Source organism: Dactylosporangium sp. NPDC050688 (assembly GCF_040654515.1).
GTDB lineage: Bacteria > Actinomycetota > Actinomycetes > Mycobacteriales > Micromonosporaceae > Dactylosporangium.
The window spans coordinates 27794-52043 of the sequence record NZ_JBFAIC010000057.1 but is presented as its reverse complement, the minus strand read 5'-3'; the positions used below and the strand labels follow the sequence as shown (position 1 = coordinate 52043).

The 24250-nt window shown below is 75.5% G+C and carries 27 protein-coding genes; 7 read left to right on the top strand and 20 right to left on the bottom strand.

Annotated elements, in window-relative coordinates; genetic code table 11:
- Positions 1 to 5: 5 nt before the first annotated feature.
- Positions 6 to 587: a DUF5709 domain-containing protein gene (locus AB0H83_RS38295; protein WP_360103985.1), complete on the bottom strand. Its 582-nt coding sequence runs from the start codon at positions 585 to 587 to the stop codon at positions 6 to 8.
- Positions 588 to 668: 81 nt separating this feature from the next.
- On the opposite strand from AB0H83_RS38295, the gene AB0H83_RS38290 reads away from it, so the two are divergent.
- Entirely contained in the window at positions 669 to 839 is a 171-nt protein-coding gene (locus AB0H83_RS38290; protein ID WP_360103982.1) for a hypothetical protein, read from the top strand.
- Here AB0H83_RS38290 and AB0H83_RS38285 read toward each other — a convergent pair.
- From AB0H83_RS38285 to AB0H83_RS38265, 5 genes are read right to left on the bottom strand one after another with little or no spacing between them, the layout of a single operon-like run.
- Complete coding sequence (locus AB0H83_RS38285) at positions 787 to 1569, bottom strand: cytochrome c oxidase assembly protein (RefSeq protein ID WP_360103979.1); 783 nt, start codon at positions 1567 to 1569, stop codon at positions 787 to 789. The genes AB0H83_RS38290 and AB0H83_RS38285 overlap by 53 nt on opposite strands.
- Positions 1562 to 2059, bottom strand: coding sequence for a DUF2243 domain-containing protein (locus AB0H83_RS38280; protein WP_360103976.1), 498 nt, complete (start codon positions 2057 to 2059; stop codon positions 1562 to 1564). Before AB0H83_RS38280 ends, AB0H83_RS38285 begins: the two co-directional genes overlap by 8 nt.
- Positions 2056 to 3225 (bottom strand): zinc-dependent alcohol dehydrogenase, encoded by a 1170-nt coding sequence (locus AB0H83_RS38275; protein ID WP_360103974.1) that lies wholly within the window; start codon positions 3223 to 3225, stop codon positions 2056 to 2058. The genes AB0H83_RS38280 and AB0H83_RS38275 overlap by 4 nt, the downstream gene beginning before the upstream one ends.
- Positions 3222 to 3683, bottom strand: a complete 462-nt coding sequence (locus AB0H83_RS38270; protein WP_360103971.1) for a hypothetical protein — start codon at positions 3681 to 3683, stop codon at positions 3222 to 3224. The genes AB0H83_RS38275 and AB0H83_RS38270 overlap by 4 nt, the downstream gene beginning before the upstream one ends.
- A complete protein-coding gene (locus AB0H83_RS38265; protein ID WP_360103968.1) occupies positions 3680 to 3832 on the bottom strand; it encodes a hypothetical protein in 153 nt (50 codons plus the stop codon). The genes AB0H83_RS38270 and AB0H83_RS38265 overlap by 4 nt, the downstream gene beginning before the upstream one ends.
- A gap of 209 nt (positions 3833 to 4041) precedes the next feature.
- On the opposite strand from AB0H83_RS38265, the gene AB0H83_RS38260 reads away from it, so the two are divergent.
- A complete protein-coding gene (locus AB0H83_RS38260; RefSeq protein WP_360103966.1) occupies positions 4042 to 4284 on the top strand; it encodes a hypothetical protein in 243 nt (80 codons plus the stop codon).
- A 57-nt stretch (positions 4285 to 4341) separates the two neighbouring features.
- Here the strand turns inward: AB0H83_RS38260 and AB0H83_RS38255 are convergent, their stop codons facing one another.
- From AB0H83_RS38255 to AB0H83_RS38215, 9 genes are all read right to left on the bottom strand, one after another.
- Positions 4342 to 5295, bottom strand: coding sequence for a glycosyltransferase family 9 protein (locus AB0H83_RS38255; RefSeq protein ID WP_360103963.1), 954 nt, complete (start codon positions 5293 to 5295; stop codon positions 4342 to 4344).
- Entirely contained in the window at positions 5292 to 5981 is a 690-nt protein-coding gene (locus AB0H83_RS38250; RefSeq protein WP_360103960.1) for an SDR family oxidoreductase, read from the bottom strand. Before AB0H83_RS38250 ends, AB0H83_RS38255 begins: the two co-directional genes overlap by 4 nt.
- Positions 5978 to 7405, bottom strand: coding sequence for a D-glycero-beta-D-manno-heptose 1-phosphate adenylyltransferase (gene rfaE2, locus AB0H83_RS38245; RefSeq protein ID WP_360103957.1), 1428 nt, complete (start codon positions 7403 to 7405; stop codon positions 5978 to 5980). Before rfaE2 ends, AB0H83_RS38250 begins: the two co-directional genes overlap by 4 nt.
- Positions 7406 to 7434: 29 nt before the next feature.
- A complete protein-coding gene (locus tag AB0H83_RS38240; protein ID WP_360103954.1) occupies positions 7435 to 8166 on the bottom strand; it encodes an SIS domain-containing protein in 732 nt (243 codons plus the stop codon).
- Positions 8163 to 9383 carry a glycosyltransferase gene (locus tag AB0H83_RS38235; RefSeq protein ID WP_360103951.1) on the bottom strand — a complete coding sequence of 407 codons (1221 nt, stop codon included), beginning with the start codon at positions 9381 to 9383 and terminating at the stop codon, positions 8163 to 8165. The genes AB0H83_RS38240 and AB0H83_RS38235 overlap by 4 nt, the downstream gene beginning before the upstream one ends.
- The gene (locus tag AB0H83_RS38230) at positions 9368 to 10342 is read right to left on the bottom strand and encodes a glycosyltransferase (protein ID WP_360103948.1); all 975 of its coding nucleotides are present in this window, start codon (positions 10340 to 10342) and stop codon (positions 9368 to 9370) included. Before AB0H83_RS38230 ends, AB0H83_RS38235 begins: the two co-directional genes overlap by 16 nt.
- A complete protein-coding gene (locus tag AB0H83_RS38225; RefSeq protein ID WP_360103945.1) occupies positions 10339 to 11976 on the bottom strand; it encodes an HAD-IIIA family hydrolase in 1638 nt (545 codons plus the stop codon). The genes AB0H83_RS38230 and AB0H83_RS38225 overlap by 4 nt, the downstream gene beginning before the upstream one ends.
- A gap of 126 nt (positions 11977 to 12102) precedes the next feature.
- Positions 12103 to 13131, bottom strand: coding sequence for a glycosyltransferase (locus AB0H83_RS38220; RefSeq protein ID WP_360103942.1), 1029 nt, complete (start codon positions 13129 to 13131; stop codon positions 12103 to 12105).
- On the bottom strand, positions 13128 to 14894 hold the full coding sequence (locus tag AB0H83_RS38215; protein WP_360103939.1) for a carbamoyltransferase C-terminal domain-containing protein: 1767 nt from the start codon (positions 14892 to 14894) through the stop codon (positions 13128 to 13130). The genes AB0H83_RS38220 and AB0H83_RS38215 overlap by 4 nt, the downstream gene beginning before the upstream one ends.
- 96 nt (positions 14895 to 14990) lie before the next feature.
- Between AB0H83_RS38215 and AB0H83_RS38210 the strand changes: the two genes are divergently transcribed.
- Positions 14991 to 16397, top strand: a complete 1407-nt coding sequence (locus AB0H83_RS38210) for an aldehyde dehydrogenase family protein (RefSeq protein WP_360103936.1) — start codon at positions 14991 to 14993, stop codon at positions 16395 to 16397.
- Between the two features lie 6 nt (positions 16398 to 16403).
- Here the strand turns inward: AB0H83_RS38210 and AB0H83_RS38205 are convergent, their stop codons facing one another.
- Positions 16404 to 16649, bottom strand: coding sequence for a hypothetical protein (locus AB0H83_RS38205; RefSeq protein ID WP_360103934.1), 246 nt, complete (start codon positions 16647 to 16649; stop codon positions 16404 to 16406).
- A gap of 289 nt (positions 16650 to 16938) precedes the next feature.
- On the opposite strand from AB0H83_RS38205, the gene AB0H83_RS38200 reads away from it, so the two are divergent.
- Positions 16939 to 18072, top strand: a complete 1134-nt coding sequence (locus tag AB0H83_RS38200) for a SigB/SigF/SigG family RNA polymerase sigma factor (RefSeq protein ID WP_360103931.1) — start codon at positions 16939 to 16941, stop codon at positions 18070 to 18072.
- A 6-nt stretch (positions 18073 to 18078) separates the two neighbouring features.
- On the opposite strand, the gene AB0H83_RS38195 is transcribed toward AB0H83_RS38200, so the two are convergent.
- Positions 18079 to 19311, bottom strand: coding sequence for a PP2C family protein-serine/threonine phosphatase (locus AB0H83_RS38195; RefSeq protein WP_360103929.1), 1233 nt, complete (start codon positions 19309 to 19311; stop codon positions 18079 to 18081).
- Positions 19312 to 19527: 216 nt separating this feature from the next.
- Here AB0H83_RS38195 and AB0H83_RS38190 point away from each other — a divergent pair, with 216 nt between their 5' ends.
- The 3 genes from AB0H83_RS38190 to AB0H83_RS38180 all read left to right on the top strand — a co-directional run bounded on the left by AB0H83_RS38190 (position 19528) and on the right by AB0H83_RS38180 (position 22504).
- Positions 19528 to 20334, top strand: coding sequence for an SDR family NAD(P)-dependent oxidoreductase (locus tag AB0H83_RS38190; RefSeq protein WP_360103926.1), 807 nt, complete (start codon positions 19528 to 19530; stop codon positions 20332 to 20334).
- 75 nt (positions 20335 to 20409) lie between these two features.
- Positions 20410 to 21240, top strand: coding sequence for an STAS domain-containing protein (locus tag AB0H83_RS38185; RefSeq protein WP_360103923.1), 831 nt, complete (start codon positions 20410 to 20412; stop codon positions 21238 to 21240).
- Positions 21241 to 21517: 277 nt separating this feature from the next.
- A complete protein-coding gene (locus AB0H83_RS38180) occupies positions 21518 to 22504 on the top strand; it encodes a PP2C family protein-serine/threonine phosphatase (RefSeq protein ID WP_360103920.1) in 987 nt (328 codons plus the stop codon).
- 60 nt (positions 22505 to 22564) lie between these two features.
- Here AB0H83_RS38180 and AB0H83_RS38175 read toward each other — a convergent pair whose 3' ends face one another.
- From AB0H83_RS38175 to AB0H83_RS38165, 3 genes are read right to left on the bottom strand one after another with little or no spacing between them, the layout of a single operon-like run.
- Positions 22565 to 23173, bottom strand: coding sequence for a hypothetical protein (locus AB0H83_RS38175; RefSeq protein ID WP_360103917.1), 609 nt, complete (start codon positions 23171 to 23173; stop codon positions 22565 to 22567).
- Positions 23174 to 23214: 41 nt separating this feature from the next.
- On the bottom strand, positions 23215 to 23949 hold the full coding sequence (locus tag AB0H83_RS38170) for an STAS domain-containing protein (protein WP_360103914.1): 735 nt from the start codon (positions 23947 to 23949) through the stop codon (positions 23215 to 23217).
- Positions 23946 to 24083, bottom strand: coding sequence for a hypothetical protein (locus AB0H83_RS38165; protein ID WP_360103912.1), 138 nt, complete (start codon positions 24081 to 24083; stop codon positions 23946 to 23948). Before AB0H83_RS38165 ends, AB0H83_RS38170 begins: the two co-directional genes overlap by 4 nt.
- Positions 24084 to 24250: the final 167 nt, after the last annotated feature.

The window sequence follows — 24250 nt, the reverse complement described above, 5'->3', positions numbered from 1 at the left end:
GCCGCTCACCGCTCCGGGATCTCGTGCAGCGCCAGCTCCTCGGCGGTCGCGCCGCCACCGGCCGCGCCGGCGTCGTAGGCGATCGCGTCCTTCTCCGTGTCCTCACCGAAACCCTGGTCCGGCTCGACGATCCGCCCGACGGTGCCGTCGCGGCCGCCGATGCCGGTGTCGTACATCGACACCGGGGAGCCGCGGTTCGGCTCGACCGGCGCCTCGTCCAGCGCGGTGTCCCGGTCGACGGTGTCGAGCTGCTCGCCGACGGCGTCCGGGTCGAAGGACTCCGCCGCGACCGGCGACGCGACGGCGTCGGCCCGGGCCCCGGCGTCCTGCAGCGCCGGGTCGGGCACCTCACGGCCGAGTTTCAGGTCCAGGGACTCGCCCTCGCGGGCCTCCTCGGGCGTGGTGCCGAAGTGGTCGACGGCCAGGGGGCGGTCGTCGCGGTCCAGCGGCAGCTGCGCCGGGTCCGGCCCGTCGGCCTCCCGGCCGGTGTCGACGTCGTCCCACGCGGTGGAGTCGTCGTCGGCGGTGCCGGGCAGCCCGGCGCTCTCGGGGTCCGACACCGGGTTCGGGAAGTTGTCACTACGCATAGTGTCCGGCTACCCCACCCGCGCCGAGTGACACGCGAAAGCGCGGCCGTTTGCGCCGCGGCACCCGGCCGGTGGACAGCTATGCGGCGAACCGACTGGTTGACCAGGACCATCGACGGGCCGGTCGTGTTCTTCGGCACCGGGCTGCCCGAGGACCGCTGGCACGACAGCGACGAGCGGACCTCCGTCGACGTGCTGCTCAACGGCGCGGCCACGCCGGCGAACCTGTGGGAGCGGCTCGCGGCGGGCTGACCGCCCGTCCCGCGGTGCGGTACCACTGCACGCCGAGCAGCACGAGCAGGACCAGGTCGAGCGCGTCGCCGCCGTAGTACATGAGCATGGCCCCGCGCTGCGCCTCGCCGGCCGGCACCCCGGCGGGCGGGTGTGCGTACAGCACCTTCATGAGGATGCCGTGCGCGGCCATGAACGCGACCAGCGCCACGGCCCGCACCGGCAGCGGGGCCCGGTGCGGCATCGGGTCCGGACCCACCAGCACCGCCGTGAGCAGGCAGCCGGCGGCGAACACGTGCGCGTGGACCAGCAGCCCGACCGTGGGGTGCGTGGCGGCGAGGCGGTACAGCGGCGTCGCGTACAGCAGCCCCAGCCCACCGGCGCTGAGCAGCACCGCGGTGACCGGGTGGGTGAGCGCGCCGGCCGGTGCGCCGCGCAGCAGCCGCGACACCCGCCGGGCCCCGCCGACGGGCAGGCCGCGCAGCAGCAGCGTCACCGGCGCCGCGGCGCACACCAGCAGCGGCGCGAGCATGCCGAGCAGCAGGTGCCCGGCGCTGTGCGCGACGAACCCGCCGCGCGCCGGCGGGCCGAGGACCGCCACGCCGGCGGCGCCGAGCCCCGCGAACCAGCTCGCCGTGCGCCACCACGGCCAGGGCCGGCGCCGCCGCGGCAGGCACACCAGCGCGGTGTACCCGCACAGCCCGGCCAGCAGCAGCAGGCCGGGCAGCGCGACGTGATGATGCTCATGCACCGCGCGGGATCCGGCGACGCAGCAGCACCAGCCCGGCGACGATCATGGCGGCGGCGAGCACGTTCCAGGTCCAGTCGTACGCGGCGACGTCCTCGACGTACCGGATCTGGTGCAGCCGCAGCAGCTTGTGCTGGACCGTGCCGTCGTACAGCTGGAACCCGCCGGCGCCGAGCAGCAGCCCGGCCCACCAGCGGGCCGGCCGCACCGACCGGCGGCGGCGCAGGTCGGCGAAGAGGAACAGCCCCGCGACGGTGGCGAACCAGCCGAACGCGTGGAAGATCCCGTCGGAGACCAGGCCGGCCGCCGGGGTGGAGCGGTCGTAGAAGTGGTGCCAGTGCAGCAGCTGATGGAACACCGTCTCGTCGACGAACGCGGCGACCCCTACGCCGAGCAGCGCCCCCGAGACGATGTTCCGCCCAACCTCCCCCGGTCCCCCGGTCCCCCCGGTCCCCCGGTCTCCCCCGCTCACCCCTGCGTCCCCGGCGCTCATGGGGTGAAGACGGTGCGGACGCAGCCGTCGGCCTTGTCCTTGAAGATGTCGTAGCCGCGCTGGCCGTCGTCCAGCGACATCATGTGCGTGGCCAGGTGCTCCGTCACCAGCTCGCCACGGGCCATCCGCTCCAGCAGCATCGGGATGTACCGCTGCCCGTGCATCTGCGCGCCGCGCACCGTGAGGCCCTTGTTCATGAGGGCGCCGAGCGGGAACTTGTCGACGGCGCCGGCGAACACACCGAGCACGAACACGGTGCCACCCTTGCGGCAGTGGTAGATCGCCGCCCGCAGCGGGGCCGTGCGGTCGGTCTGCAGCCGCAGCTGCTGCTTGACCATGTCGTAGGCGCCCTGCGGCCCGGGGGCGTGCGCCTCCATGCCGACGGCCTCGATGCACACGTCGGGCCCCCGCCCGCCGGTGCGCTCCAGCAGCTCGCCGCCGATGTCGTCGCGCTCGTAGTTGAGCGTCTCGGCGCCGGCGTGCCGCGCCGTCATCGCCAGCCGGTAGTCGTACCGGTCGATGCAGATGACCCGCTCCGCGCCGAGCAGCATGGCGGCGCGGGCCGCCATCTGGCCGACGGCACCGGCACCCCACACCGCGACGACGTCGCCGGGCCGCACCCCACCGAGGTCCGCGCCCATCCAGCCGGTGGCGGCGGAGTCCGACGCGAACAGCGCCCGCGTGTCGCTGACGCCGTCGGGGACGGTGAACGCGCCGACGTCGGCGAACGGGACCCGCACGTACTCGGCGTGGCTGCCGGCGTTGCCGCCCATCGCGTGGGAGTAGCCGAAGCAGCCGCCGGGCGCGGCGCCCCACATCTGCTCGGTGATCGCCGGGTTGGTGTTGCCGTTGTCGCACAGCGAGAACTCCTGGCGCTGGCAGTACCAGCACTGCCCGCAGGCGATGAACGACGACACGACGACCCGGTCGCCGACGGCGTGCCGGCGCACCCCGGCGCCGACCTCGACGACGTCGCCGAGGAACTCGTGGCCGAGCACGTCGCCCTGCCGCATGAACGGGATGTACCCGCCGAGCAGGTGCAGGTCCGAGCCGCAGGTGACGCTCTGCCGGACCCGGACGATCACGTCGCCGCTGTTGCGGATCTGCGGGTCTGGCACATCGCGCGGGGCGACCTTGTTGACGCCCTCCCAGCACAGCGCCTTCACAGCCGGCCCTCCTCACGTGCGTGCCGGGTCGCGTACGCCAGCGGCGCACCCGTCAGCGTCCGGCCGGTCGTCGGCGGCGTGTCGGGCAGCAGCACCTCGCCGACCTCGGCGAGGGACCGCGCCTCGCGCAGCGCCCGGCGGATCGCCCGCACCGGGTCGTCGTCGCGCAGCTTGCCGAGCACCGTCGCGGCGCCGGCCGGCTCCGGCCCGGTCATCCGCACCGCGAGCTCGGTGCCGTGATCGCCGGGCGCGGGCCGGATCCGGACCTCGACCGGGAAGCCGAGCTCGTCCAGCGGCGGCGGTTTCGGGCCGAGCCGCTCCGGTGAGCAGTTCACGGTGATGCTGTGCCACCGGGCCCGGCCGCCGGCGGCGGGTTCCGGGCGCAGCATCCGCCGGCCCACCACCACCCCGGCGCCGCCGACGACGACCGCGGTGATGCCCAGCAGTGTGCGGTTCATCGCACCTCCAGAGGTCGCAGGTGTCCGGTCAGGAGCCGGTCGGGGCGAGCACGCCCGCCGGCGCCGGGGTCGGTGTCGGTGTCGTGCCGTTCCAGCAGCTCTGCCGCGGTCCGGGCGAGCGCGCTGCCGGGCTGGACGATGTATGTCACTGCTGCTCCTGAAGCTCCGAGGCGGGTGCGCCACCCGAACTCACGGCGGTGGACGCGATCGTTCCGACGCTTCTACCCGGCCCCGCGGGCCCTGAACCAAACCGGCATGTTTACCGCCGGCGATGCCGGCAAGGCTGCGGTGATGGACGTCGTCGAATCGGTTGGCGGGACCGTGTCACGGTGGCGCGGCGGGCGGATCCTGCATCCCCGTGGCCGCACCTTCACCGGGCGGCGACTTCCGCTTCCACCTGTCGGCCCGGTCGCCGGGCGGGCCGTGGCTGACGTTCGCGGTGCTGCACCTGGGCCCGGCGCTGCCGCCGGGCGACGACACCCGCATCACCTTCGACCCGACGGTGTCCCGGCGGCGGGACCTGCGGGTCACCGGCGCCGTGCAGCGCCTGCGCGGCATCGCCTACCGCGCGTCGCAGCACGGCCGCCCCGCGCAGCCGTAGCGGGCCGGCGGCGTGACGGAGCCCGCCGCCGGCTGAACGGCCCACCGGCCGGTGCCGTCAGTGGACGGTGGCCGTCGACAGCACGGCCGCGGCCGCCGCCAGGACCTCCTCGGGCGTGATGCGCAGCAGTGCCGGGTGGGGCTCGGCGCCGGGCGTGTCACCGGGTTCGGCGACGGTGCCGTGCCAGATGGCACGGTGCCACGGGCGGGTCGCGGGCGGGCCCCAGCGCTGCGGGGACATCGGCCCGAACAGCACCACCGACGGGGTACGGAACGCGGTCGCCAGGTGCGCGACGCCCGTGTCGCCGCTGACCAGCAGGCGGGCGCGGGCGACGACGGCGGCGAGCTCGCCGGGCCCGGTCCGGCCGGCGAGGACCGCCGGCGGGCCGAGCCCGGCCGCCGCGGCGACGGCGTGCGCGGCGGCCTCCTCGCCCGGGCCGCCGGTGAGCACGACGTCGTGGCCGCCGGCGGCGAGCTGCCGGGCGACGGCGGCGAACCGGTCGACCGGCCAGCGGCGCCGGCCGGACTTGGCGCCCGGGTGCACGACGCTCACCCCGACGGGTGCCGGGTGCCCGGGCGGCGCCAGGTCCAGGTCGGTGCGGTCGGCGGGGATGCCGTACCAGTGCAGCAGCCGGCACCAGCGGTCGACCTCGTGCTCGTCGTCGCACCACAGCGGGCCGTCGCGGTGACCGCCCTCAGGGCTGGCGAAGGCGAGCAGCCGCCCGGGTGCCGCGGCCCGCAGCAGCCGGTGCGACTGCGGGCCGCGGCCGTGCAGGTTGACCGCCACCTCGGGGGCCGGCCCCTCCCACCCGCGGGGCGTGAGGTCCTCGACCGGCACCTGCACGTCGACGGCCTCGACGAGGTCGACGAGCGGCGCCAGCCAGGCCGGCGCGGCGAGGGCGAGCCGGTGGCGCGGGAACTCCGCCCGCAGCCCGCGCAGCGCCGGCACCGCCGTGGCGAGGTCGCCGATGCCGAGCGCGCGCAGCACGAGCAGGCCGGGTGACCGGCTCACGGGTAGGACGTCTCCGTCTCGGCGCAGACCACCATCTCCCGCACCGCGCAGCCGGCGGGCTGGCTGAGCGCGAACATGATGGTCGCCGCGACGTTCGCCGGGTCGTTGAGCACCGCGTCCGGCCCGGGTTTGTACTGCGCGTCGCGGTCGTCGAAGAACTTCGTGCGCATGCCGCCGGGCACGATGAGGGTGACGCCGACGTCGCCGGCGAGCTCGGCGGCGAGCGCGCGGGTGAAGCCGACGACGCCGAACTTGGCCGCGCAGTAGGCGGTGGCGTCGCTGACGGCCTTGACGCCGAGCGTCGAGGCGACGGTGACGACGGTGCCATGGGTCTGCCGCAGCGCGGGCACGGCCGCCCGGATGACGGCCGCGGTGGCGAACAGGTCGACGGCGACGATGCGCTCCCACACGTCGCCGGGCACGTCCTCGAGGCGGCCCGGGACGTCCAGCCCGGCGGCGGTGACGACGCCGTGCAGCCCGCCGGCGTCCTCGATGACCTGCCGGGTCGCGGCCTCGGCGGCGCGGGTGTCGGCGAGGTCGCACTCGACCCACGGCACCCCGTCGGCCGGTGCCTGCCGGTCGATGACGAACGGCCGCCCCCCGGACTTGGTCACCGCGGTGACGACCGCGGCGCCGAGGCCGCTGGAGCCTCCCGTGACGAGGATGGCCGGTCCTGCCTGTGTCATACGTGCTCCTTCGAACGTCGGGTCTGTGCGGTGGTGATCAACTGGGTGGTGGAGCGTCCCGCGAGGTACGGCACGATGACGGTCTGCCCGCCGTACCGCTGGACAATCTCGGATTCAGGCAGGTCCGGGCCGCCGTCGGCGTAGTCGCCGCCCTTGACCCAGATGTCGGGGCGCAGCCAGGTGAGCAGCGTCGCCGGGGTCGGCTCGTCGAAGACGACGACGGCGTCGACGCAGCCGAGCGCGGCCAGCAGCCTGGCCCGGTCGTCCTGCGGGTTGAGCGGCCGGTCGGGGCCCTTGAGCGCCCGGACGCCGGCGTCGGAGTTGAGGCACACGACGAGGCAGTCACCGAGCCGCCGGGCCGCCTCGAGGGTGGCGACGTGCCCGGCGTGCAGCAGGTCGAAGCACCCGCCGGTGGCCACGACCGTGCCGCCGCGGGCGCGCACGTCGGCGATGATCCGGCCGGCTTCCTGCGGGCCGAAGGGCACCGCCGCCGCCGGGGCCGGTGCGGGCACGGCGGCGGGTTCGCCGGCCGGTACCGCGAGGGCGGCGCTCACCCCGCCGGCGGCGACGTAGGCGGTGGCCTCCGCGACGGCCTCCTGCACCGCCTCGGACACCAGGACACCGCGGGCCAGGGCAAGCGCGGCGGTGGCGGCGAAGCGGTCCCCCGCGCCGCACGTGTCGCCGTCCGCCGCGGCCGGCGCCGGCACCACGAGCGGGGTCGGGCCGGACTGGCACAGCACCGCGCCGGCGGCGCCCATCGTCACCGCGATCGCGGTGGAGCGCCACCGGTCCCGCAGCACCCGGCCGCCCCGCACGGCGGTGGACAGGCGGGTGCCGTTGCCGGCGTCGCCGGCGAGCGCCCGGACCTCCGCCAGGTTCGGGGTGGTGAGGCGGGCGCCCCGCACCGGGGCGGCGCCGTTCGGGTGCGGGTCCCACACGATCGGGGCGGTCGCGGCGGACAGCGCGGCGCGGACCGCCGGCTGCCGGGTCACGCCCCGGCCGTAGTCGCTGACGAGGATCGCCGCCGCCTCGCCAAGTACGGCCAGGGTCTCCGCCGGTGGCTCGCCCGGCTCCTGCTGCGGCCCGCCCCGGTCCAGCCGCAGCAGCACCTGCCCGTGCGCCCGCAGCCGCATCTTCTGCGGGGTCGCGCCCGGCAGGTCCATCGCGTACACGGTGACGCCGGCGGCGGCGAGCAGCGCGCAGAGCCGGGCACCGGCGGCGTCCTCGGCGATCGCGGTCACCAGGGCGACGCGGTGCCCGGCCCGGGCGGCGAGCAGCGCGGCGAGGCCCGCCCCGCCCGGCCGCTCCGCGACCGTGTGCTCGTCGAGCACCGGCGCGGGCGCGTCCGGGCACACCCGGGACACGGTGCCGTCCACGTCGCGGTCCAGCAGCGTGTCACCGACGACGACCAGCAAACCTCTCATGCCGTCACCTCCGCTCCGCTGCGGCCCGCTCATGTCCCGCTCCCGTGTCCGTTGGTGCCGTGGTAGCCGTTGCCGTGGTAGCCGTTGCCGGGTACCGCGGTGGCGGGCAACGCCGCCAGCACGAGGTCCGGCAGCGGGACGCGGGGGCGCTGCGCGCCGCGGTGGGCCGGGCGACGCTCCAGCACCGCCGGCAGGCACCGGTCGACGTGCTCGCACAGCACGTGCACGGACACCAGGTGCAGCTCCTGCACGACCTGGCTGTCCGGCGACGGGCAGGTGACCGCCTCGTCGCACAGCTCCGCGAGGGGGTTCGGGGCCGGCCCGGTCAGCGCCCACGTGTGCAGGCCGGTCTCGCGGGCGGCGCGGACCGCGGCGAGGAGGTTGGCGCTGCGCCCGCTGGTGGACAGCACGACCAGGACGTCGCCGGCCCGGCCGTGGCCGCGCACCTGGCGGGCGAAGAGCTCCTCGTAGCCGTAGTCGTTGCTGATCGCGGTCACCGCCGAGGAGTCGGCGCACAGGGCGATCGCCGACAGCGGGGTACGGTCGTCGCGCAGCTTGCCGACCAGCTCGGCGGCGAGGTGCTGGGCCTCGGCGGCGCTGCCGCCGTTGCCTGCCGCCAGCAGCCGCCCGCCCTGCCCGAGGACGGTAGCGAGGCGGCTGCCCCAGCGCTCCAGCTGCGCGGCGGCCGACCGGAACGGCTCCAGCGCGCCGGCCAGCCCGTCCAGGTGCGCGTCCAGCAGCGTCGGTTCGTCGCGGGTCATCCGGCCATCGCCTCGCTCGGGCGGGTCGCCGGCCGCAGCTCGCGGTAGACGGCCTCGAGCCGGGCCGCGGTGCGCGACCAGTGGTAGCACTGCCGGGCCCGGTCCAGCGCCGCGGCGCCGTAGGCGAGGCGGCGCATCCCGTCGTCGAGCAGCGCGCACACGGCCGCGCCAAGGCGGTGCGGGTCCCGGGGCGGCACGAGGTCGCCGGTGACGCCGTCCACGACGGTGTCGGTGAGCCCGCCGACGGCGGTGGCGACGACCGGCACCCCGCACGCCATCGCCTCGAGCGGGGTGAGCCCGAACGGTTCGTACCAGGGCGCGGCGACGACCACGTCGGCGGAGCGGTACCAGGCGGCCATGTCCGTGGCGGGCACCGCCCCGGCGAGCCGGACCCGGTCGGCGACGCCGGCGGTGGCGGCCAGCCGCGTGAGGTGCCGAGCATACGGCTCCGTGGCCAGCTCGGCCGCCGGCGGGCCGCCGACGATCACGCATTCGGCGTCCGGGATGTGCCGCATCGCGTGGATGATCTCCTCGAAGCCCTTGCGGGGCACCAGCCGGCCGACGGTGAGCAGCCGGCGCCGGCCCGGGGTCCGGTCGACGGCCGGGCCGTCGGGGGCGAACCTGCGCTGGTTGACCCCGGACGGCACGACGGTGATCTTCGACCGGCGTACGCCGAGCCGGACCAGCTCGGTGACCTCGTCGGTGCACTGGGCGACGACCCGGTCGACGGTGCGGCAGATGGCGCGTTCGGCGCTGACCCGCACGGCGGGGCTGGTGTCCTGGGCGCCCTGGTGGCGGCGTTTGACGCTGCCGAGCGCGTGGAACGTCTGCACGACCGGGGCGTCGACGTGCCGGGCGGCCTCGACGGCGGCGAGGCCGCTCATCCAGAAGTGGGCGTGCACCACGTCCGGCGCCCACCCGCCGGCCAGCCACTGCGCCGCCGTCCAGCGGGCGAAGACCCCCATGTGCGGCAGCAGCTCGTCCTTGGTGAGGGCCTCGGCGGGGCCGGCGGGCACGTGCACGACGGTCACCCCATCGCCGGTGGGGACCTCCTCGGGCAGGTCGGTGTCGTCGCGGCGGGTGTAGACCCGCACGTCGTGGCCGAGCTCGGCCATGGCCGCGGACAGCTCCGCCACGTGCGTGTTCTGCCCGCCGGCGTCGGCGCCGCCGAGCGCGGCGAGCGGACTGGCGTGCTCCGAGATCATCGCGATGCGCACAGTTCCTCCTCCAGCAGGCGGTCCCAGTCGGCCACGAACCGGTCGAGCCCGTAGCGGGCAAGGGCCACCGAGCGGGCCCGCTGTCCCATGCGGCGGGCCTCCTCGGGGTCTTCGATGAGCCACAGCGCGGCGTCGAACAGGTCCTCGACGCGGGTGGACACCACGCCGGCGTCCGGCGGGACGGCGCGGGCCGCCTCGGTGGTCGCCAGGGCGAGGACCGGCATGCCGATCGTCATCGCCTCGATCAGGCTCAGCCCGAGCGACGTCCAGCGGCACAGGTGCAGGTACACCCGCCGCCGGGCAAGCTCGGTGTGCATGTCGGCCTGCGGCGGGTCGTCGTACACCTGCAGCCGGTCGCCGCCGAGTCCCAGTGCCGCGGGCAGTCCGGCGGTGCCCATGCCGAACACGTCCAGCGGCGCGGCGGCGGCGAAGCGGGCCATGAGGTCGGTGCCGGTGACCCGGCCGCGGCGCACCGGCTCGTTGGTGACGACGGCCAGTCGGGCCAGCTCGCCGCCGTAGCGGGCGCGGGGTTCGACGATGCCGTGCTCCACGACGGCGGTCGGGGTCGATCCGCAGTCCCAGAACAGGTCGTTGAAGTGGGTAACGTGTACGACGCGCAGGTCGTCGCGGTCGGCCATCGGGTGCCGGGTCCCGGGCACGTCGCCCTTGGGGGTGTTGTGCTCCACGTACACGGCGGGCACCTGCGTGCCGGGGCGGCGGCCGAGCCACTGTCCGGCGAGCCGCAGCTCCTCTGGCCGTTGCAGGACCACCACGTCGACGTCCGCGGTGGACAGCCGCTCGGGGGTGACCTCCTCGACGGTGTCCGGCCACGGGTAGGTGCGGGCGCGCCCGCGGCCGTAGGGGCCGCGGTCGTCGGTGACCGGCACCAGGTAGCGGTGTTTGCCGTGGACGAACGCGGTCGTCCAGGCCCCGTGCACGTGCCAGAGCAGTATGTTCACGCGGTCTCCTCGACAGTGTCTCCGACAAAGGTCCGGACGGCGTCGAGCACGGCGCGCGGCTCGACGGTGGACAGGCAAGGGTGGCCGGGCACCGGGCAGACCGCGGCGCGGCTGTCCCGGCACGGCGCGGCGGCGTCGCCGAGGCGCACCAGCGGCACCCGGAACGGCGCCCACTGTCCGAAGGGGACGGTCGGCGCGTACAGGCTGACGACGGGTGTGCCGACGGCGGCGGCCAGGTGGGCCGGGCCGGTGTTGCCCACGACGAGGCAGCCGGCGCCGGCGATGAGGGTGGCCAGCTCCCGCATGGAGGTGCGCCCGCCGAGGTCCGTGCCGCCGGCGGCGGCCACGGCGCCGGTCAGCTCCGTCTCGTCGGGCCCGCCGGTGACCAGCACCCGGTGCCCGGCGGCGGCGAGCCCGGCGACGATGCGCACGTACACCTCGGGCGGGCAGGCGCGGGCCGGGACGGACGCGCCGGGGTGGACCACGACGTGGGTGCCGCGCCGGTCGGGGCGCGGCGCGGTGATCCGCAGCCGCAGGTCGTCGCCGTCGGGCGGGATGAACCCGGCCGCGGCGGCGAGCGACAGTGCCCGTTCCGCCTCGGGGACGCCGGTCGGGACCCGGTGCCGGACGTCCAGCAGCGCGCCCGGGTAGTCGTCGCTGATCGCGCTGATCCGCCCGATGCCGGCCATCCGCAGCAGCAGCGCGAGGGGCAGCGGCGACTGGTGGAATGAGGTGAAGACGACCGCCTCCTCGGCGCCGGTGGCCGCGATCCGCTCGACCATCGCGTCGATTGCGGCCCGCTCGACCGGGTCGGGCCGGGGGTCGATCCACGGCAGCCGCCACTGCAGCAGCTCGTCGACGCCGGGCAGCAGCTCCGCGGCGGACCGGCCGCGGGGGCCGCACAGCATGACGACCCGTTCGGCGCCGGCGGCGACGGCGCGGATGGCCGGCCCGGTCACCAGCACGTCGCCGGCCGAGTCGGCCCGCACGACGAGCACGCACCGCCGGCGGCGCGGCGCGGCGGCCGTGCCCGCGCCGGATGCGTCCGGCGGGAGCAGGTACCGCTGGCGGTGCAGGACGAGGTCGACCGCCTCGCCAAGCGTTTTGGTCACACTGGGTGCCGACGCGACTTCGGTGAGTAGCGTCTCGGCGGTCGGCACGAGCACGGCGGTCGCGCCGGCGGCCTCCGCGGCGCAGACGTCCCGGCCGATGTCGCCGATGAGCACGCACCGCTCGGCGGTGGTGCCGAGGGCCGCGGCGGCGTCCAGGACCATCCCGGGCGCCGGCTTGCGGCACCGGCACCCGGCCCGCTCGTCGTGCGGGCACACCTGCCAGGTGTCGAACGGGCCGAGCAGCTGCTCGATGCGCGCGTGGACGGCGGCGAGGTCCGCGGCGGTGAACCGGCCCCGGGCCAGCCCGGACTGGTTGGTGACGACGCCGGTGCGCAGGCCGGCGGCGCGCAGGCGGTCGAGTGCCTCCCGGGCGCCGTCGACGGGGCGCACGAGCGCCGGGTCGCCGTTGTAGGGCACGTCGTGCACGAGGGTGCCGTCGCGGTCGAACAGGACCGCGTCGAACAGCCCGGCACCGGCCCGGGCCGCGGTCGCGGCGGCGGGCCGTGGCGCGAGGACGGTCATGCCGGCACCCCGCCGTGCCGGGCGGCGGCGGTCGCGGCCGCGGGCCGTGGCGTGGGGGCGGTCATGCCGGCACCCCGCCGTGCCGGGCGGCGGCGGTCGCGGCCGCGGGCCGTCGCGTGAGGGCGGTCATGCCGGCACCCCACTGTGCCGGGCCACGCCGTCCACATCGGACAGTGCGGCGGCCCCGGCGGCCGGTAGCGGCGCGGCCGGTGCCGGCCCGACCGGCAGGGGCCGGGCGCCGCGCCAGCGCAGCCAGCCGCGGCACCAGGCGGCGACCGCCACGGGCGGGATCGCGGCGCTCGTCACGAGCATCGTGGCAACCTCCCGGGGAGTTCGGGGGCCGGGCAGGATCCGGACGGCGGCGAACCGCGCGGTGCCGGCGGCCCAGGCCAGCCCGGCGGCGAGCGCGCCGGCGGTGACGGCCCGGCGGCCGGTTACCGCGGCCGCGCCGGCCAGCGCCAGGGCGCCCACCCCGGCGGCCGTGACCGCCGCGTGCGCGCGCCGCCGGCCCGGCGGGACGGTGAGCAGGTCCCGCCAGCGCGGGCCGTACAGGTGCCGCAGCAGCGCGTCGTCGGCGTTGCCGCGCTGGGTCCGGACGCTGACCCAGGGGCCCTCGCGGCGGACCGGGTGCACGATCGTGCGGCCGCCACGCAGCAGCCGCCAGCCGGCGCCGCGGATCCGGTACGCCAGCTCGGCGTCCTCCCGGAACGCCCGCGGGAACCGCTCGTCGAACCCACCGACCTGCTGCAGTGCGGCGCGGCGGTACGCCATGTCGGCGGTGATCCAGGCGCCGCCGGCGAGCCCGGCGGTGAGGCGCTCCCAGTCGGTCGGGCGGCGCCCGGCGGGCGCGGGCACGGTGATCCGGCCCTGCACCCCGCCGACGGTCTCCTCGACGGTGAGGTCCTCCACCAGGCGCTGCAGCCAGTCCGGCGCGGCGATGACGTCGTCGTCGAGGAACGCCACCCACTCGTGCCGGGCGGCACGCCAGCCGGCGTTGCGGGCCGCCGCCGGGCCACGGCCGCGACCGTCCACGGTGAGCAGCTCGACGGGGACGGGGGCGGCGGCGAGGTCGCCGAGCGACGCCACCAGCGCGGCGAGGCTCGGCCGCCCGACCGTCGGCACGACCAGGCTGACACCGGCCGGCGGGCGCCTCATCGGCCGCCCCCGGTGTCCGCGGCGCCGGAGGCCGAGCCGCCGTGCGCGGCGATGCCGGACGCGGCTCCGGACGTGGCTCCGGAGGCGGCTTCGGAGGCGGCTCCGGACGTAGCTCCAGACGCGGCGAAAGCGCCGCCGCGGTGCACCGCGAACGGGCCGATGGCCAGCAGGTCCACCGGCGCGGAGCCGAACAGTTCCATCGCCTCGCGGGGCGTGTCGACCATCGGGCGGCCGGCCGTGTTCAGCGACGTGTTGACCACGACGGGCAGGCCGGTGCGCCGCTCGAACTCGGCGAGCATCTCCGCGACGAGCGGCTCCTGCTCGCGGTGGACGGTCTGCACGCGGGCGGTGCCGTCCACGTGCACGACCGCCGGGATGCGGTCCGTCCACTGCGGACGGACCCGGTGCACGAACAGCATGTACGGGCTCGGGTAGACGCCGTCGAACACGTCGGCGAACCGCTCGGCGCGGACCATCGGCGCGATCGGCCGGAACTGCTCGCGGCCCTTCACGTCGTTCATGCGGGCGGTGGTGTCGCTGTCGCCGGGGTGCGCGAGCAGCGAGCGGTGCCCGAGGGCGCGCGGACCGTATTCGCTGCGGCCCTGGTACCAGGCGACGATCCCGTTGCGGGCGAGCACCTCGGCGGCCTCGGCGGCGATCGACTCGGGCCGGCTGTAGGGCAGCGCGGCGCGGCGCAGCTCGGCCTCCAGCTCCTCATCGGACCAGCTGCGGCCGAGGTCGGCGCCGGTCATCGCGGCGACCGGCCCGCCGTCGCGGGCCACGTGCAGGGCGGCGCCGAGGGCGGTGCCCGCGTCGCCGGCGGCCGGCTGCACCCAGACCCGCCGGAACGGGCCCTCGGCGGCGATGCGGGCGTTGGCTACGCAGTTGAGCGCCACCCCGCCGGCCATGGTGAGGGTGGCCGGGCCGCCGGCGGCGTCGTAGGTCCACCGGGCCAGGTCCAGCAGCACCTCCTCGAGCCGGGTCTGCACGCTGGACGCGAGGTCGGCGTGCTCCTCGGTCATGTCGGCGTCCGCGGCGCGCGGCTTGGTCAGGGCGGTCCAGTCGATGCGTTCGACCCGGAACCCGCCGTCGCCGGTGGCCTGCACCAGCTCCCGCAGCTGCGGCAGGAACCTGGGCCGGCCGTAGGACGCCAGTGCCATCACCTTGTATTCGTCGCTGGAGTGCAGGAAGCCCAGGTGCCGGGTCAGGTCCTCGTACAGCAGGCCCAGCGAGTGCGGCAGCCGCTGCGAGGCGAGGGTCCGCAGCTCGCCGTCGTGGTAGACGCCGGCGAGATGGCTGGCCGCCTCGCCGCGGCCGTCGAGCACCAGCACGGCGGTGTCCCCGCCGTCCGGGGGCGCGGCGAGCGCGGCGGACGCGGCGTGCGCGACGTGGTGCGGCACGAACCGGACCTGCTGCGGGTCCAGGCCCGGCAGCGCCTCGGCGAGGAACTGCGGTGCCCGGTTGGCATAGTCCACCCGCATCGGGTCCGACGGGTCGCGCAGGCCGGTGTCGGCGAGGTTGCCGCACAGGGCGGGGTCGAACGAGTACGCGACCGCGTCCAGATCGTCGGGGCGCAGCCCGGCGTACCGCAGGCACCAGGCCGCCGACAGCTCGGGCAGCTCCCACGCCGAGAACGGCACCGGCCGCTTGCCGTGCTTGCGTCGGCTGAACCGTTCCTCCTCGGCGGCGGCAACCACCCGCCCGTCGACGATGAGCGCCGCTGCGGGGTCATGAAATATCGCGTTGATTCCGAGAACCTTCACGTGTCGTTGCGCTACCCCCGAAGAACCGCTTCGAACCAGGAACATTGGCGAAGACGAAACGTTTGGCCTGCACTGATCGGGGTAAAGCGGCGTGCTGTGCAGCAGATCGAGCAATGCATCGCCGGCATCTGGACCTCAGGCAGCGGCACTGAGGCATTGACCGTATTCGACCCATCGGACGGCGCGGCGGTCAGTTCCGCGCCGCAGGCGTCGCCGGGCGACGTCGCCGCGGCGGTGAAGGCGGCGCGCGCCGCGCAACCGGGCTGGGCCTGCACCGCGCCCGCGCAGCGCGCCGCGGCGCTGCACCGGGCGGCGGACGCCCTGGCCGAGGCCGCCGACCGGCTCGCCGGGGTCATGCACGCCGAGATGGGCAAGCCCGTCGACGGCGCCCGGGACTCGATCGGCGCCGGGGTCGCCACGCTGCGGCAGTACGCGGAGCTCGGGCAGCTGCACGGGGGCCGCACCCTCGCCGGGGACCCGGCCGCGATCGACCTCATGGTGTGCGAGCCGCGGGGCGTCGTCGCCGCGATCACCCCCTGGAACGACCCGGTCGCCGTGTCCTGCGGCCTGCTGGGCGCCGCCCTGGTCACCGGCAACGCCGTGGTCTACAAGCCGAGCGAGCGCACCCCGGCGACCGGCTGGGAGCTGGCCCGGATCCTCGCCGCGCAGATGCCGGAGGCGGTGCTGTCGCTCATCACCGGCGACGGGCGGGCCGGTGCCGCGCTCGCCGCCGCCGACGTCGACGTGGTCGCGCACGTGGGCTCGACCGCGGCCGGGCGGTCCATCGCCGCCGCGGCCGCGGCCACCGGCGCGAAGGTGCTGCTGGAGAACGGCGGCAGCGACGCGCTCATCGTCGACGGCGACGTGGACCCGGCCTGGGCGGCGCAGCAGGCGGCGCTGGGCGCCTTCGCGAACTCGGGACAGATCTGCGTCGCGGTCGAGCGCGTCTACGTGCACCGGGCGGTCGCGGAACGGTTCGTGGACGCGCTGGTCGCACAGGCCGGCACGTGGGCCGGGCAGCTCGGCCCGCTCGTCGACGTGCGCCACCGCGAGCAGGTCCACGCGCAGGTCGCCGCGGCCGTGCGCGACGGCGCCGAGATCCGCTGCGGCGGTGAGGTCCCGGCCGGGCCGGGGGCCTACTACCCGCCGACGGTGCTGACCGGCTGTACCGACGACATGGCCGTCGTGGCGGAGGAGACGTTCGGCCCGGTCGCGCCGGTCGTGGTGGTCGACGGGTTCGACGAGGCCCTCGACCGGGCCGGCCGCTCCCGCTACGGCCTGGCCGCGACCGTGCTGACCGGCTCCATGAGCAACGCCCAGGCCGCGTGGCGGACCCTGGGCGTCGGCACCGTCAAGGTCAACGCGGTGTTCGGCGGCGCGCCCGGCGGTGCGGCACACCCGCGGCGCGGCAGCGGCCAGGGATTCGGGTACGGCCCGGAGCTGCTGGACGAGTTCACCGCCACGAAGGTGGTGCACCTGGAGGCACCGCCGACCGGCTGGTGACGGCGGTCAGGCCGGCACCGGGGCGGCGGCGTCCGCGGTCGCCGCTGCCGCAGCCTTGAACCACAGCGCCGCCCCGGTGCAGGTGAGGACGCCGGCGGTACCGGCGAGCACGAGCGCGTCGCGGGCGCCGATCGTCTCGCACAGCAGGCCGAGCACCGGCGCGCCGGCGATCCCGGCGAGGGCACCGACGACGGCGGCCGCGGCGGCGATCGGCACAAGCGCGGCGGTGAACGTCCACAGGCTCGGCGCCACCCCGGCCACCATCTGCAGCCGCGGCCCAGTAACGGTAGTTGAGGGAAGCGAGAAGGTGCACGGGTCTGCCATCGGCCGACCGGATGACGCGCAGAAGTCAGGTACCCGTCCCGCACCCGACCGCACCGCTCCCATCACATCAGACAAAACCGTATTTATGGCGTAATACCGTACCTGCGGCTGGGTTTCGACGCCGACCCGGCGAGTACCCGGAGCCCAGCGGGGTACCACGGTCGGGTGAAGCCGGGGTGATGTAGCCCGTACACCGTCGCTGAGCTGGGGAGAAAGCATGGATCTCACGGTCACGGTGTCGACCCACGAGGACGCCGGCCTCGTCGAGTTGACCGGCGCGCTGGATTTCGCCTCGGCGCCGTACCTGCGCCACGTAGTGTTCGGGCTGTTCGACGACGGCCACCACCACGTCACCGTGGACGTGTCACAGCTGAGCCTGCTCGACGCGGGCGCCATCCGGGCACTGCTCTACCTGCACACCCGCGCCGAGCAGCTCGGCGGCGGGCTGCACGCGGCCGGGGCGACCGGGACGGTGCTGGCCGCCCTGGAGATCACCGGGGTCGCGAAGACGCTGCGGGTCTACGACGAGCTGGACTGGCCGGTGGCCGAGCGGGACCGGCGCGCCGTGCGGCTGGACGGCACCCCCGTCGCGCACGGCCTGTGGCCGGTGGAGGCGACCGAGCTGCTCAACCGGCTGCATCAGCTGGCACCGGACGACCCGGCGCGCGGGCGGCTGCGCGACGACGTCATCGAGCGCTGTCTGCCGGCCGCGTACCGGCTCGCGCGACGCTTCCACAGCACCACCGACTCGCTCAACGACCTGTGCCAGGTCGCCGCGCTCGGCCTCATCAAGGCGGTCGACGGCTTCGACGCCGCCCGCGGCGTCGAGTTCGGCACGTACGCCACCCCCACCGTCATCGGCGAGCTCAAGCGCCACTTCCGTGACCGCAACGCCGGTGTCCGGCTCCCCCGCCGGCTGCAGGAGCTGCGGCTCGCCGCGAACCGGGCCCGCGACGACCTCACCCAGACGCTCGGGCACACCCCGAGCGCCCCGGAGCTCGCCGAGCACCTGGCCGTCGACACCGAGCAGATCCTGGAGATGATCGGTGCGACGGCCACGTCCCGCCCGCTGTCGCTCGACCTGCCGGTCGCCGGCACCGAGGACGAGACGACGCTCGGCGACACCGTCGGCGCCGGGGACCCGCAGCTGGACCTCGTCGAGGACCGCACCACCCTGCGGGCGCTCATCGCCCGCCTGCCGAAGCGCGAGCAGCGCATCCTGTCGCTGCGCTTCTACGGCAACCAGAGCCAGTCGCAGATCGCGCACGAGGTCGGGCTGTCGCAGATGCACGTGTCGCGGCTGCTGCGGCACTCACTGGACTACCTGCACCGCCGCCTGACGGACCAGTAGACCGCGTCAGGTCTGCCCGGCGCTCGGCAGCATCGCCCGCACGCCGGCCTCGGACCATTCGACCAGGACCAGCGTCGCGTCGTCGGACGGCGGGCCGTCGTAGTGCGACAGCGCGGCGTGGCACAGCCGGCGCAGCGCCTCGGGTGCCGGGAGGTTGCCGGTGTCGCGCTCGACGAGGTCGGTGAGCCGCCCGGTGCCGAAGGCCTCACCGGCGCGGTCCCGCGCCTCGGTGATCCCGTCGCTGAACAGCAGGATCCGATCGCCGCGCGCCAGCATCAGGTCGGCGACCTCGATCTGCGGGTCGTCCAGCCCCAGCGGCAGCCGCCGGCCGCCGTCGAGGCTGCGCACCACCGTGCCCTGCCGGATCAGCAGCGGGCACGGGTGCCCGGCGTTGATGTACCGCAGCCGCCCGGTCTCCAGGTCGAGCTGGGCGAGGACCGCGGTGGTGAACCGCAGCTCCGGCAGGTGCTCCTCCAGTGCCCGGTCGGCGGCGCGGGCCATCGCGGAGAGGCCGTCGCCGGAGCGCCGGGCGGCGCGGACGGCCGACATCACCACCGCGGTGCCGAGCCCGGCGCGCAGCTCGTGCCCGGCGGTGTCGAAGATCGAGAAGTACAGCGTGGAACCGTCGGCGGCGTAGTCGAACCCGTCACCGCCCACCTCGTAGCACGGTTCGAGGATCGCCGCCACGACCGCCCGATGACAGGCGAACGTGAGCGGCGGCAGCAGCCGCCACAGCAGCTCCGACGCCTCCGACATGCGCCGGACCCGGCGGACCTTGAGCAGCGCGTCGCCGTAGGGCATCTTCGTGGCGATCAGGTGCCCGACGAGCTGCGAGAACAGGTCGCAGCCGGCGAGCAGGTCCGGGTCGTCCAGCGGGGTGTCACCGCGGACGATCACCTCCAGCACGCCCAGCCGCTCGGTGCCGTCCAGCAGCGGCAGCCACAGCCGCGCGGGGTCCGTGCCCGTCGCCGGGACCGGCACCTGCTCGACACTCATGAAGACCCGGCCGGCGACCGTCGAGTCGACGGCGAGCTCGTCCGGCCGCGCCGCATCCGGCCGCGGCACCGGCCGCAGGATGCGCTGCTCCTGGTCGACCAGGTAGATCCAGGTCCGCAGGCCCATCGGCGCCAGGGCGGCGTCGACCTCGGTGGCCAGGCCGTCCGGCTGGGCCAGCCGGGTGCGGCGCAGCAGCTCCGCCAGCGCGTCCCGCCACGGCCACTGCACACCCGCTGCGGTCACGCGCGCTCCTCACGATCGTGCGGCACGAATGGACGGCTCCGGATGGACGGGTACCCCGGGCATGACCCGCCGAACCCTGTACCGCGCACAAATCCGCAGCTCGCCGAGGCGCTGGAGCTGGATTCCTGACACCTGGCGCCGTGCGGCGCGGATCGGCGTTTCTCGGTGCGTGCGGTGGGTAGGGGCCGGTGTGACCCCAGAAAGGACGTCACCGTCATGGGCGCACCCACCACCGAACGACCCCTCGCCGTCGTCACCGGCGCGAGCAGCGGCATCGGCTACGAGCTGGCGAAGCAGTTCGCCGGGCACGGCTACGACGTGCTCATCGCCGCCGAGGACGCCGGCATCACGCAGGCCGAGGCGCGGCTGCGTCAGGAGACCGGCGCCGGCGTGACCGGCGTGCAGGTCGACCTCGCCACCTACGACGGCGTCGAGCAGCTGTGCCGGGACATCACCGCGACCGGGCGGCCGGTCGACGCCGTCGCGATCAACGCCGGCCGCGGCGCCGGCGGCGACTTCACCCGGGACACGGACCTGCGCGACGAGCTGAACATCATCGACCTCAACGTCACCTCGACCGTCCACCTCGCCAAGCGGGTCCTGCCCGGCATGGTCAGCCGAGGCGCGGGCCGGGTGCTGTTCACCTCGTCGACCGCCTCGACGATGCCGGGGTCGTTCCAGGCGGTGTACAACGCGTCGAAGGCGTTCGTGCAGTCGTTCTCCGAGGCGGTACGCAACGAGCTCAAGGACACCGGGGTGACGGTGACGGCGCTGATGCCGGGCCCGACGGACACCGACTTCTTCCGCCGGGCCGACATGGAGGACACCAAGGTCGGCGCTGGAAAGAAGGACGACCCGGCGCAGGTCGCCGAGCAGGGCTTCAAGGCGCTGATGCGCGGCGACGACCACGTCGTGGCGGGGTCGTTCACGAACAAGGTCCAGGCGGTCGCGGGCAAGGTCGTGCCGGACACGGCGAAGGCCGAGATGCACCGTAAGATGGCCGAACCCGGCTCGGCGGCGTGACGCCATGCGGACCGTCATCAGCACCGCTGCGGGCGCGCGACACCGCCCGCCGCCCGGACCCGGTGGGTGATGCCCATGCCCGCCGGCCCGGCCGCGACCCGGGACCTGGTGCCCGACCCGGACCGTGAGCTGCTCTGCGATCTGGAGCGCGGCTTCCCGGTGTCGGTGGTGCACGCCACCGGCCGGCTGAGCTTCGCCTCGGCGCCGCTGCTGCGCAGGATGGCGCACAAGGCGCTGGCCGACCAGCCCGACCTCCTCCTGATCGACGTGTCGGGCATGGAGGCCCGGGAGGACCTTGCGCTGACGGCCCTGCCGACGCTGGCCCGCCACGCCGGCGCCGACGGCATCGCGGTGATCGTCACCGGCCCGGACGCGGCCCTTCGGCACCAGCTGGAGAGCATGGCCATCACGCGCACTGTGCCGGTCGCCACGTCCCGCGCGTCGGCGGTGGCCCTGTACGAGCGTCTCTGCGGACCGCCGCGGGTCGCGCTGCCGCTGCTACCCGACCCGTCGGCCACCGCCGAGGCCCGCCGGCTGGTCGACGACGCCTGCCTGCGCTGGCGGGTCACCGACCTGGCGGACACCGCGGCGCTGGTCGTCACCGAGCTGATCGCCAACGGCATCCAGCACGCCCGCACCCCGTTGTCGCTGTCGCTGTCGCTGCGCGAGCGTCACCTGCACGTCTCGGTGCGCGACGGCAGCTTCCTGCTGCCCCGGCGCACCGTCGCCGACGACGAGCTCGAGTCCGGTCTCGGGCTGCTCATCGTGGAGGGCGTGGCGGCCGCCTGGGGCTGCGTCGCCGTGGACGACGGCAAGGTGGTGTGGGCGACGCTGCGCCGCACCGGTGTGGCACGACGCTCGGCCGGCCCGGTCCTGCGCCGGGCGACGCGGCCCGAACAGCGCTGACCCTCCGGCCCGGCGGTCACCGAGGTCGTTGCAGGAGCGCAACGATGAGTTCGTATGCTCCTGAGGTGGGTCACACATACCCTTCGACCCGGCCGGCGCTCCTGCCGGCGCCCCTGCTGACGGCGCCGCCGGCGCCGCTTCGGGCGGCCGCTCCGGCGGCTCGCCGGACGACCCCGCCTGGGACGGCGACGACGACGGTGCCGGCGGACGGCGCCGCGACGACGACGTCGCCACACTCCTGCCGTTCGACGGCGGCCCGCTGGAGCAGGCGCTGCGCATGCAGACCACGCAGGTGCGCGCCGAGGCCGGCACGTGGACCGTGTGGGCGCCGGTGACGGAGCGCGGCGAGGCCGTCGGATTGCTGGAGCTGGTCCTGCCCGCCGAGCCGGACCGGCGGGACCTGGCCGAGATCAGCCGGATCGCGCACGTGCTGGGGTTCGTGGTGATCGCCAACCGGCGGCACACGGACCTGTTCGAGTGGGGGCAGCGCACCACCCCGTTCAACCTGTCGGCCGAGATCCAGCGGCGGCTGCTGCCGGGCGCGTTCACCTGCGAGGCCGGCGCGTTCACCCTGTCGGGGTGGCTGGAGCCGGCGGCCAGCATCGGCGGTGACACCTTCGACTACAGCCTGGCCCGGCACCTGCTGCACTTCAGCGTCACCGACGCGATGGGGCACGGCGTGGCCAGCGCGCTGACCGCCACGCTCGGCGTGAGCAGCCTGCGCAACAGCCGCCGCCGCGGGCAGGACCTGGTCGCGCAGGCCGGCGCCGCCAACGCCGCGGTCGCCGAGCACGCCGGCCCCAAGAGCACGTTCATGACCGCGGTGCTCGGCCGGCTCGACCTGCCCGCCGGGGTCTGCGAGCTGATCAACGCCGGGCACCTGCCGCCGCTGCTCGTCCGCGGCGGTGACGTGCAGCCGGTGCAGCTGCCGCGCAACTTCCCGCTCGGCATGGTGCCCGACACGACGTTCACCAGCGGCGCGGTGACACTGCGGCCCGGTGACCGCCTGGTGATCCTCACCGACGGCATGCGCGAGCGCAGGGCCGCCCAGCTCGACCTCGCCGCGGAGCTGCGCGCGGTCGCGGCGCTGCATCCGCGGGAGGCGGCCCGCGCCCTGTCCGACGCGGTGCTGCGGGTCGCCGGCCCGACCCTCGCCGATGACGCGACGCTGCTGATCGTGGACTGGTACGGCGACCACGGCCAGCTCAGGCGCAGCGCCGGCGGCTCCGACCCGGCCCGCGCCAGCGCGCCGCTGCCCGGCTGACGGTCCACGGCGAGCACAGCGACATGCGCCGACGGGTCGGCGAACCCGCCGGACGGTCGCTCAGCGGGCCTCGCCGCCGGCGGCCAGGCTCTCCTGCGCCGCGGCGACGGCCTCGTCGGCGCGCAGGGCCACGTCGGAGTCGACGAGCGGGTTGATCTGGATGTTGAGATGGATGCTCTCGGTGGTACCGGTGCCGAGCTCAACATTGTCGATCTTGACGATGCGCCGCTCCAGCTGCTCCTGCTCGATGTACCCACGCAGCTCTATCGGCCGGTACGACAGATCGAGGTCGCGGAACGGCCGGCCGATGTCCCGCGGTGACACGCCGAAGAGGCTGTCGGCGTGCCGGTTCGTCAACGCCACCAGCCCGTCGGCGGTCACCGCGACCTGCGCGACCGGGCTGGCCTGGAAGGCCTCGTTGCGCAGGCGGTCCAGCGCGTGCACCTCCGGCCTGCTCGGCGACGGATACGCCTCGGCGAAGTAGGCACCGCCGTTGACCATCGCCCGGGCGACCTTGTGGAACATCCGCCGTTTCAGGTCGATCGGGGTGAACATGCTGGCGTGGCTGAGCAGCATCTCGGCCTTGCCGAGGAACAGCACACCGTTGGGGGCCAGCGCGAAGTGGAACCGCGACAGGATGCGGGTCTGCGTCTCGGCGTTGGAGTACATCAGCGCGTTGCGGCCTTCCGCGTCGCCCTCGACCCGCTACGTTATCGCCCCCGGCGCGGCCGCAACGTCGCCCACACCACCTTGCCGCCGAGCGTGTCGACGACCCCCCAAGCGATGGCGATGCCTTCGACGATGAGCATTCCCCGGCCGGACTCGAGGTCGCTGTCGGCGGTGACCCGGCGCGGCGGCCGCGGGCTGCCGTCGCGCACGGCGAGGTGCAGATAGCGCTCCCGCAGCGTGACCGTCACGGTGCAGCTGGTCCGGGCGTGCTGGACCGCGTTGGCGACCAGCTCGGTCACGATCAGCGCGGCGTCGTCGGCGACCTCGCCCACGCCCCACAGGGCACAGCACCGGTCGACGAGGTGGCGCGCACCGGCTGTCGCGTCCAGGTCCGGTGCCAGGTCGATCTGCGCGCGGGTCGGTGCGGGCCGGCGGGCGTGGGCGGCGAGGGCCTCCTCCCGCGTCGCGAACGTCGGCACCTCCCGGGTCACGGCCATGGTGTCCAGCTGGGCGGCCAGCGCGGGCGGCGCGCCGTGCAGCACCACCGACACGCCGGCGGCGCCGCCCTGCCGTACCAGCGCCGCAAACGCGGTCAGGGTGATGTCGTCCTCGACGTCCAGCCCGCTGACATCGACGAGGATGACATCCGGCTGATCGGTGAGGACCTTCAGGATCGCGGCGCGCAGCTCCGGCGCCGTCGCGTAGCCGAGCGTGCCACGGACGCGCAGGTGACAGATGGGGAAGTCCCGCTCCAGGTCGCAGACCAGGTCCGTCATAGCTCGTCCGCCACCAACGTCTTGTCCACCAACGTCTTGTCCTCGATCGACCCGAGCTGCTCGATGAGCTGGCGGATCACCTGCCCGGCGTCGTCGGCGTCCCGGCCGACCTCGGTGTACCGCTCGGCGGTCATCGTGCTGCCCCGCAAGGACGCCGAGTCGCCATGCGGCGGCCCAGCGCGGCCTTCTCCTCCAGGCTGCGCAGCGCCATCCACAGCGCGCCCTCCAGGACCTCCCCTGTTCCTCGAGCAGGCCGACGGCGCTCCAGGCGTGGCCGACCCGGCACCGGAACCGTGGTGGC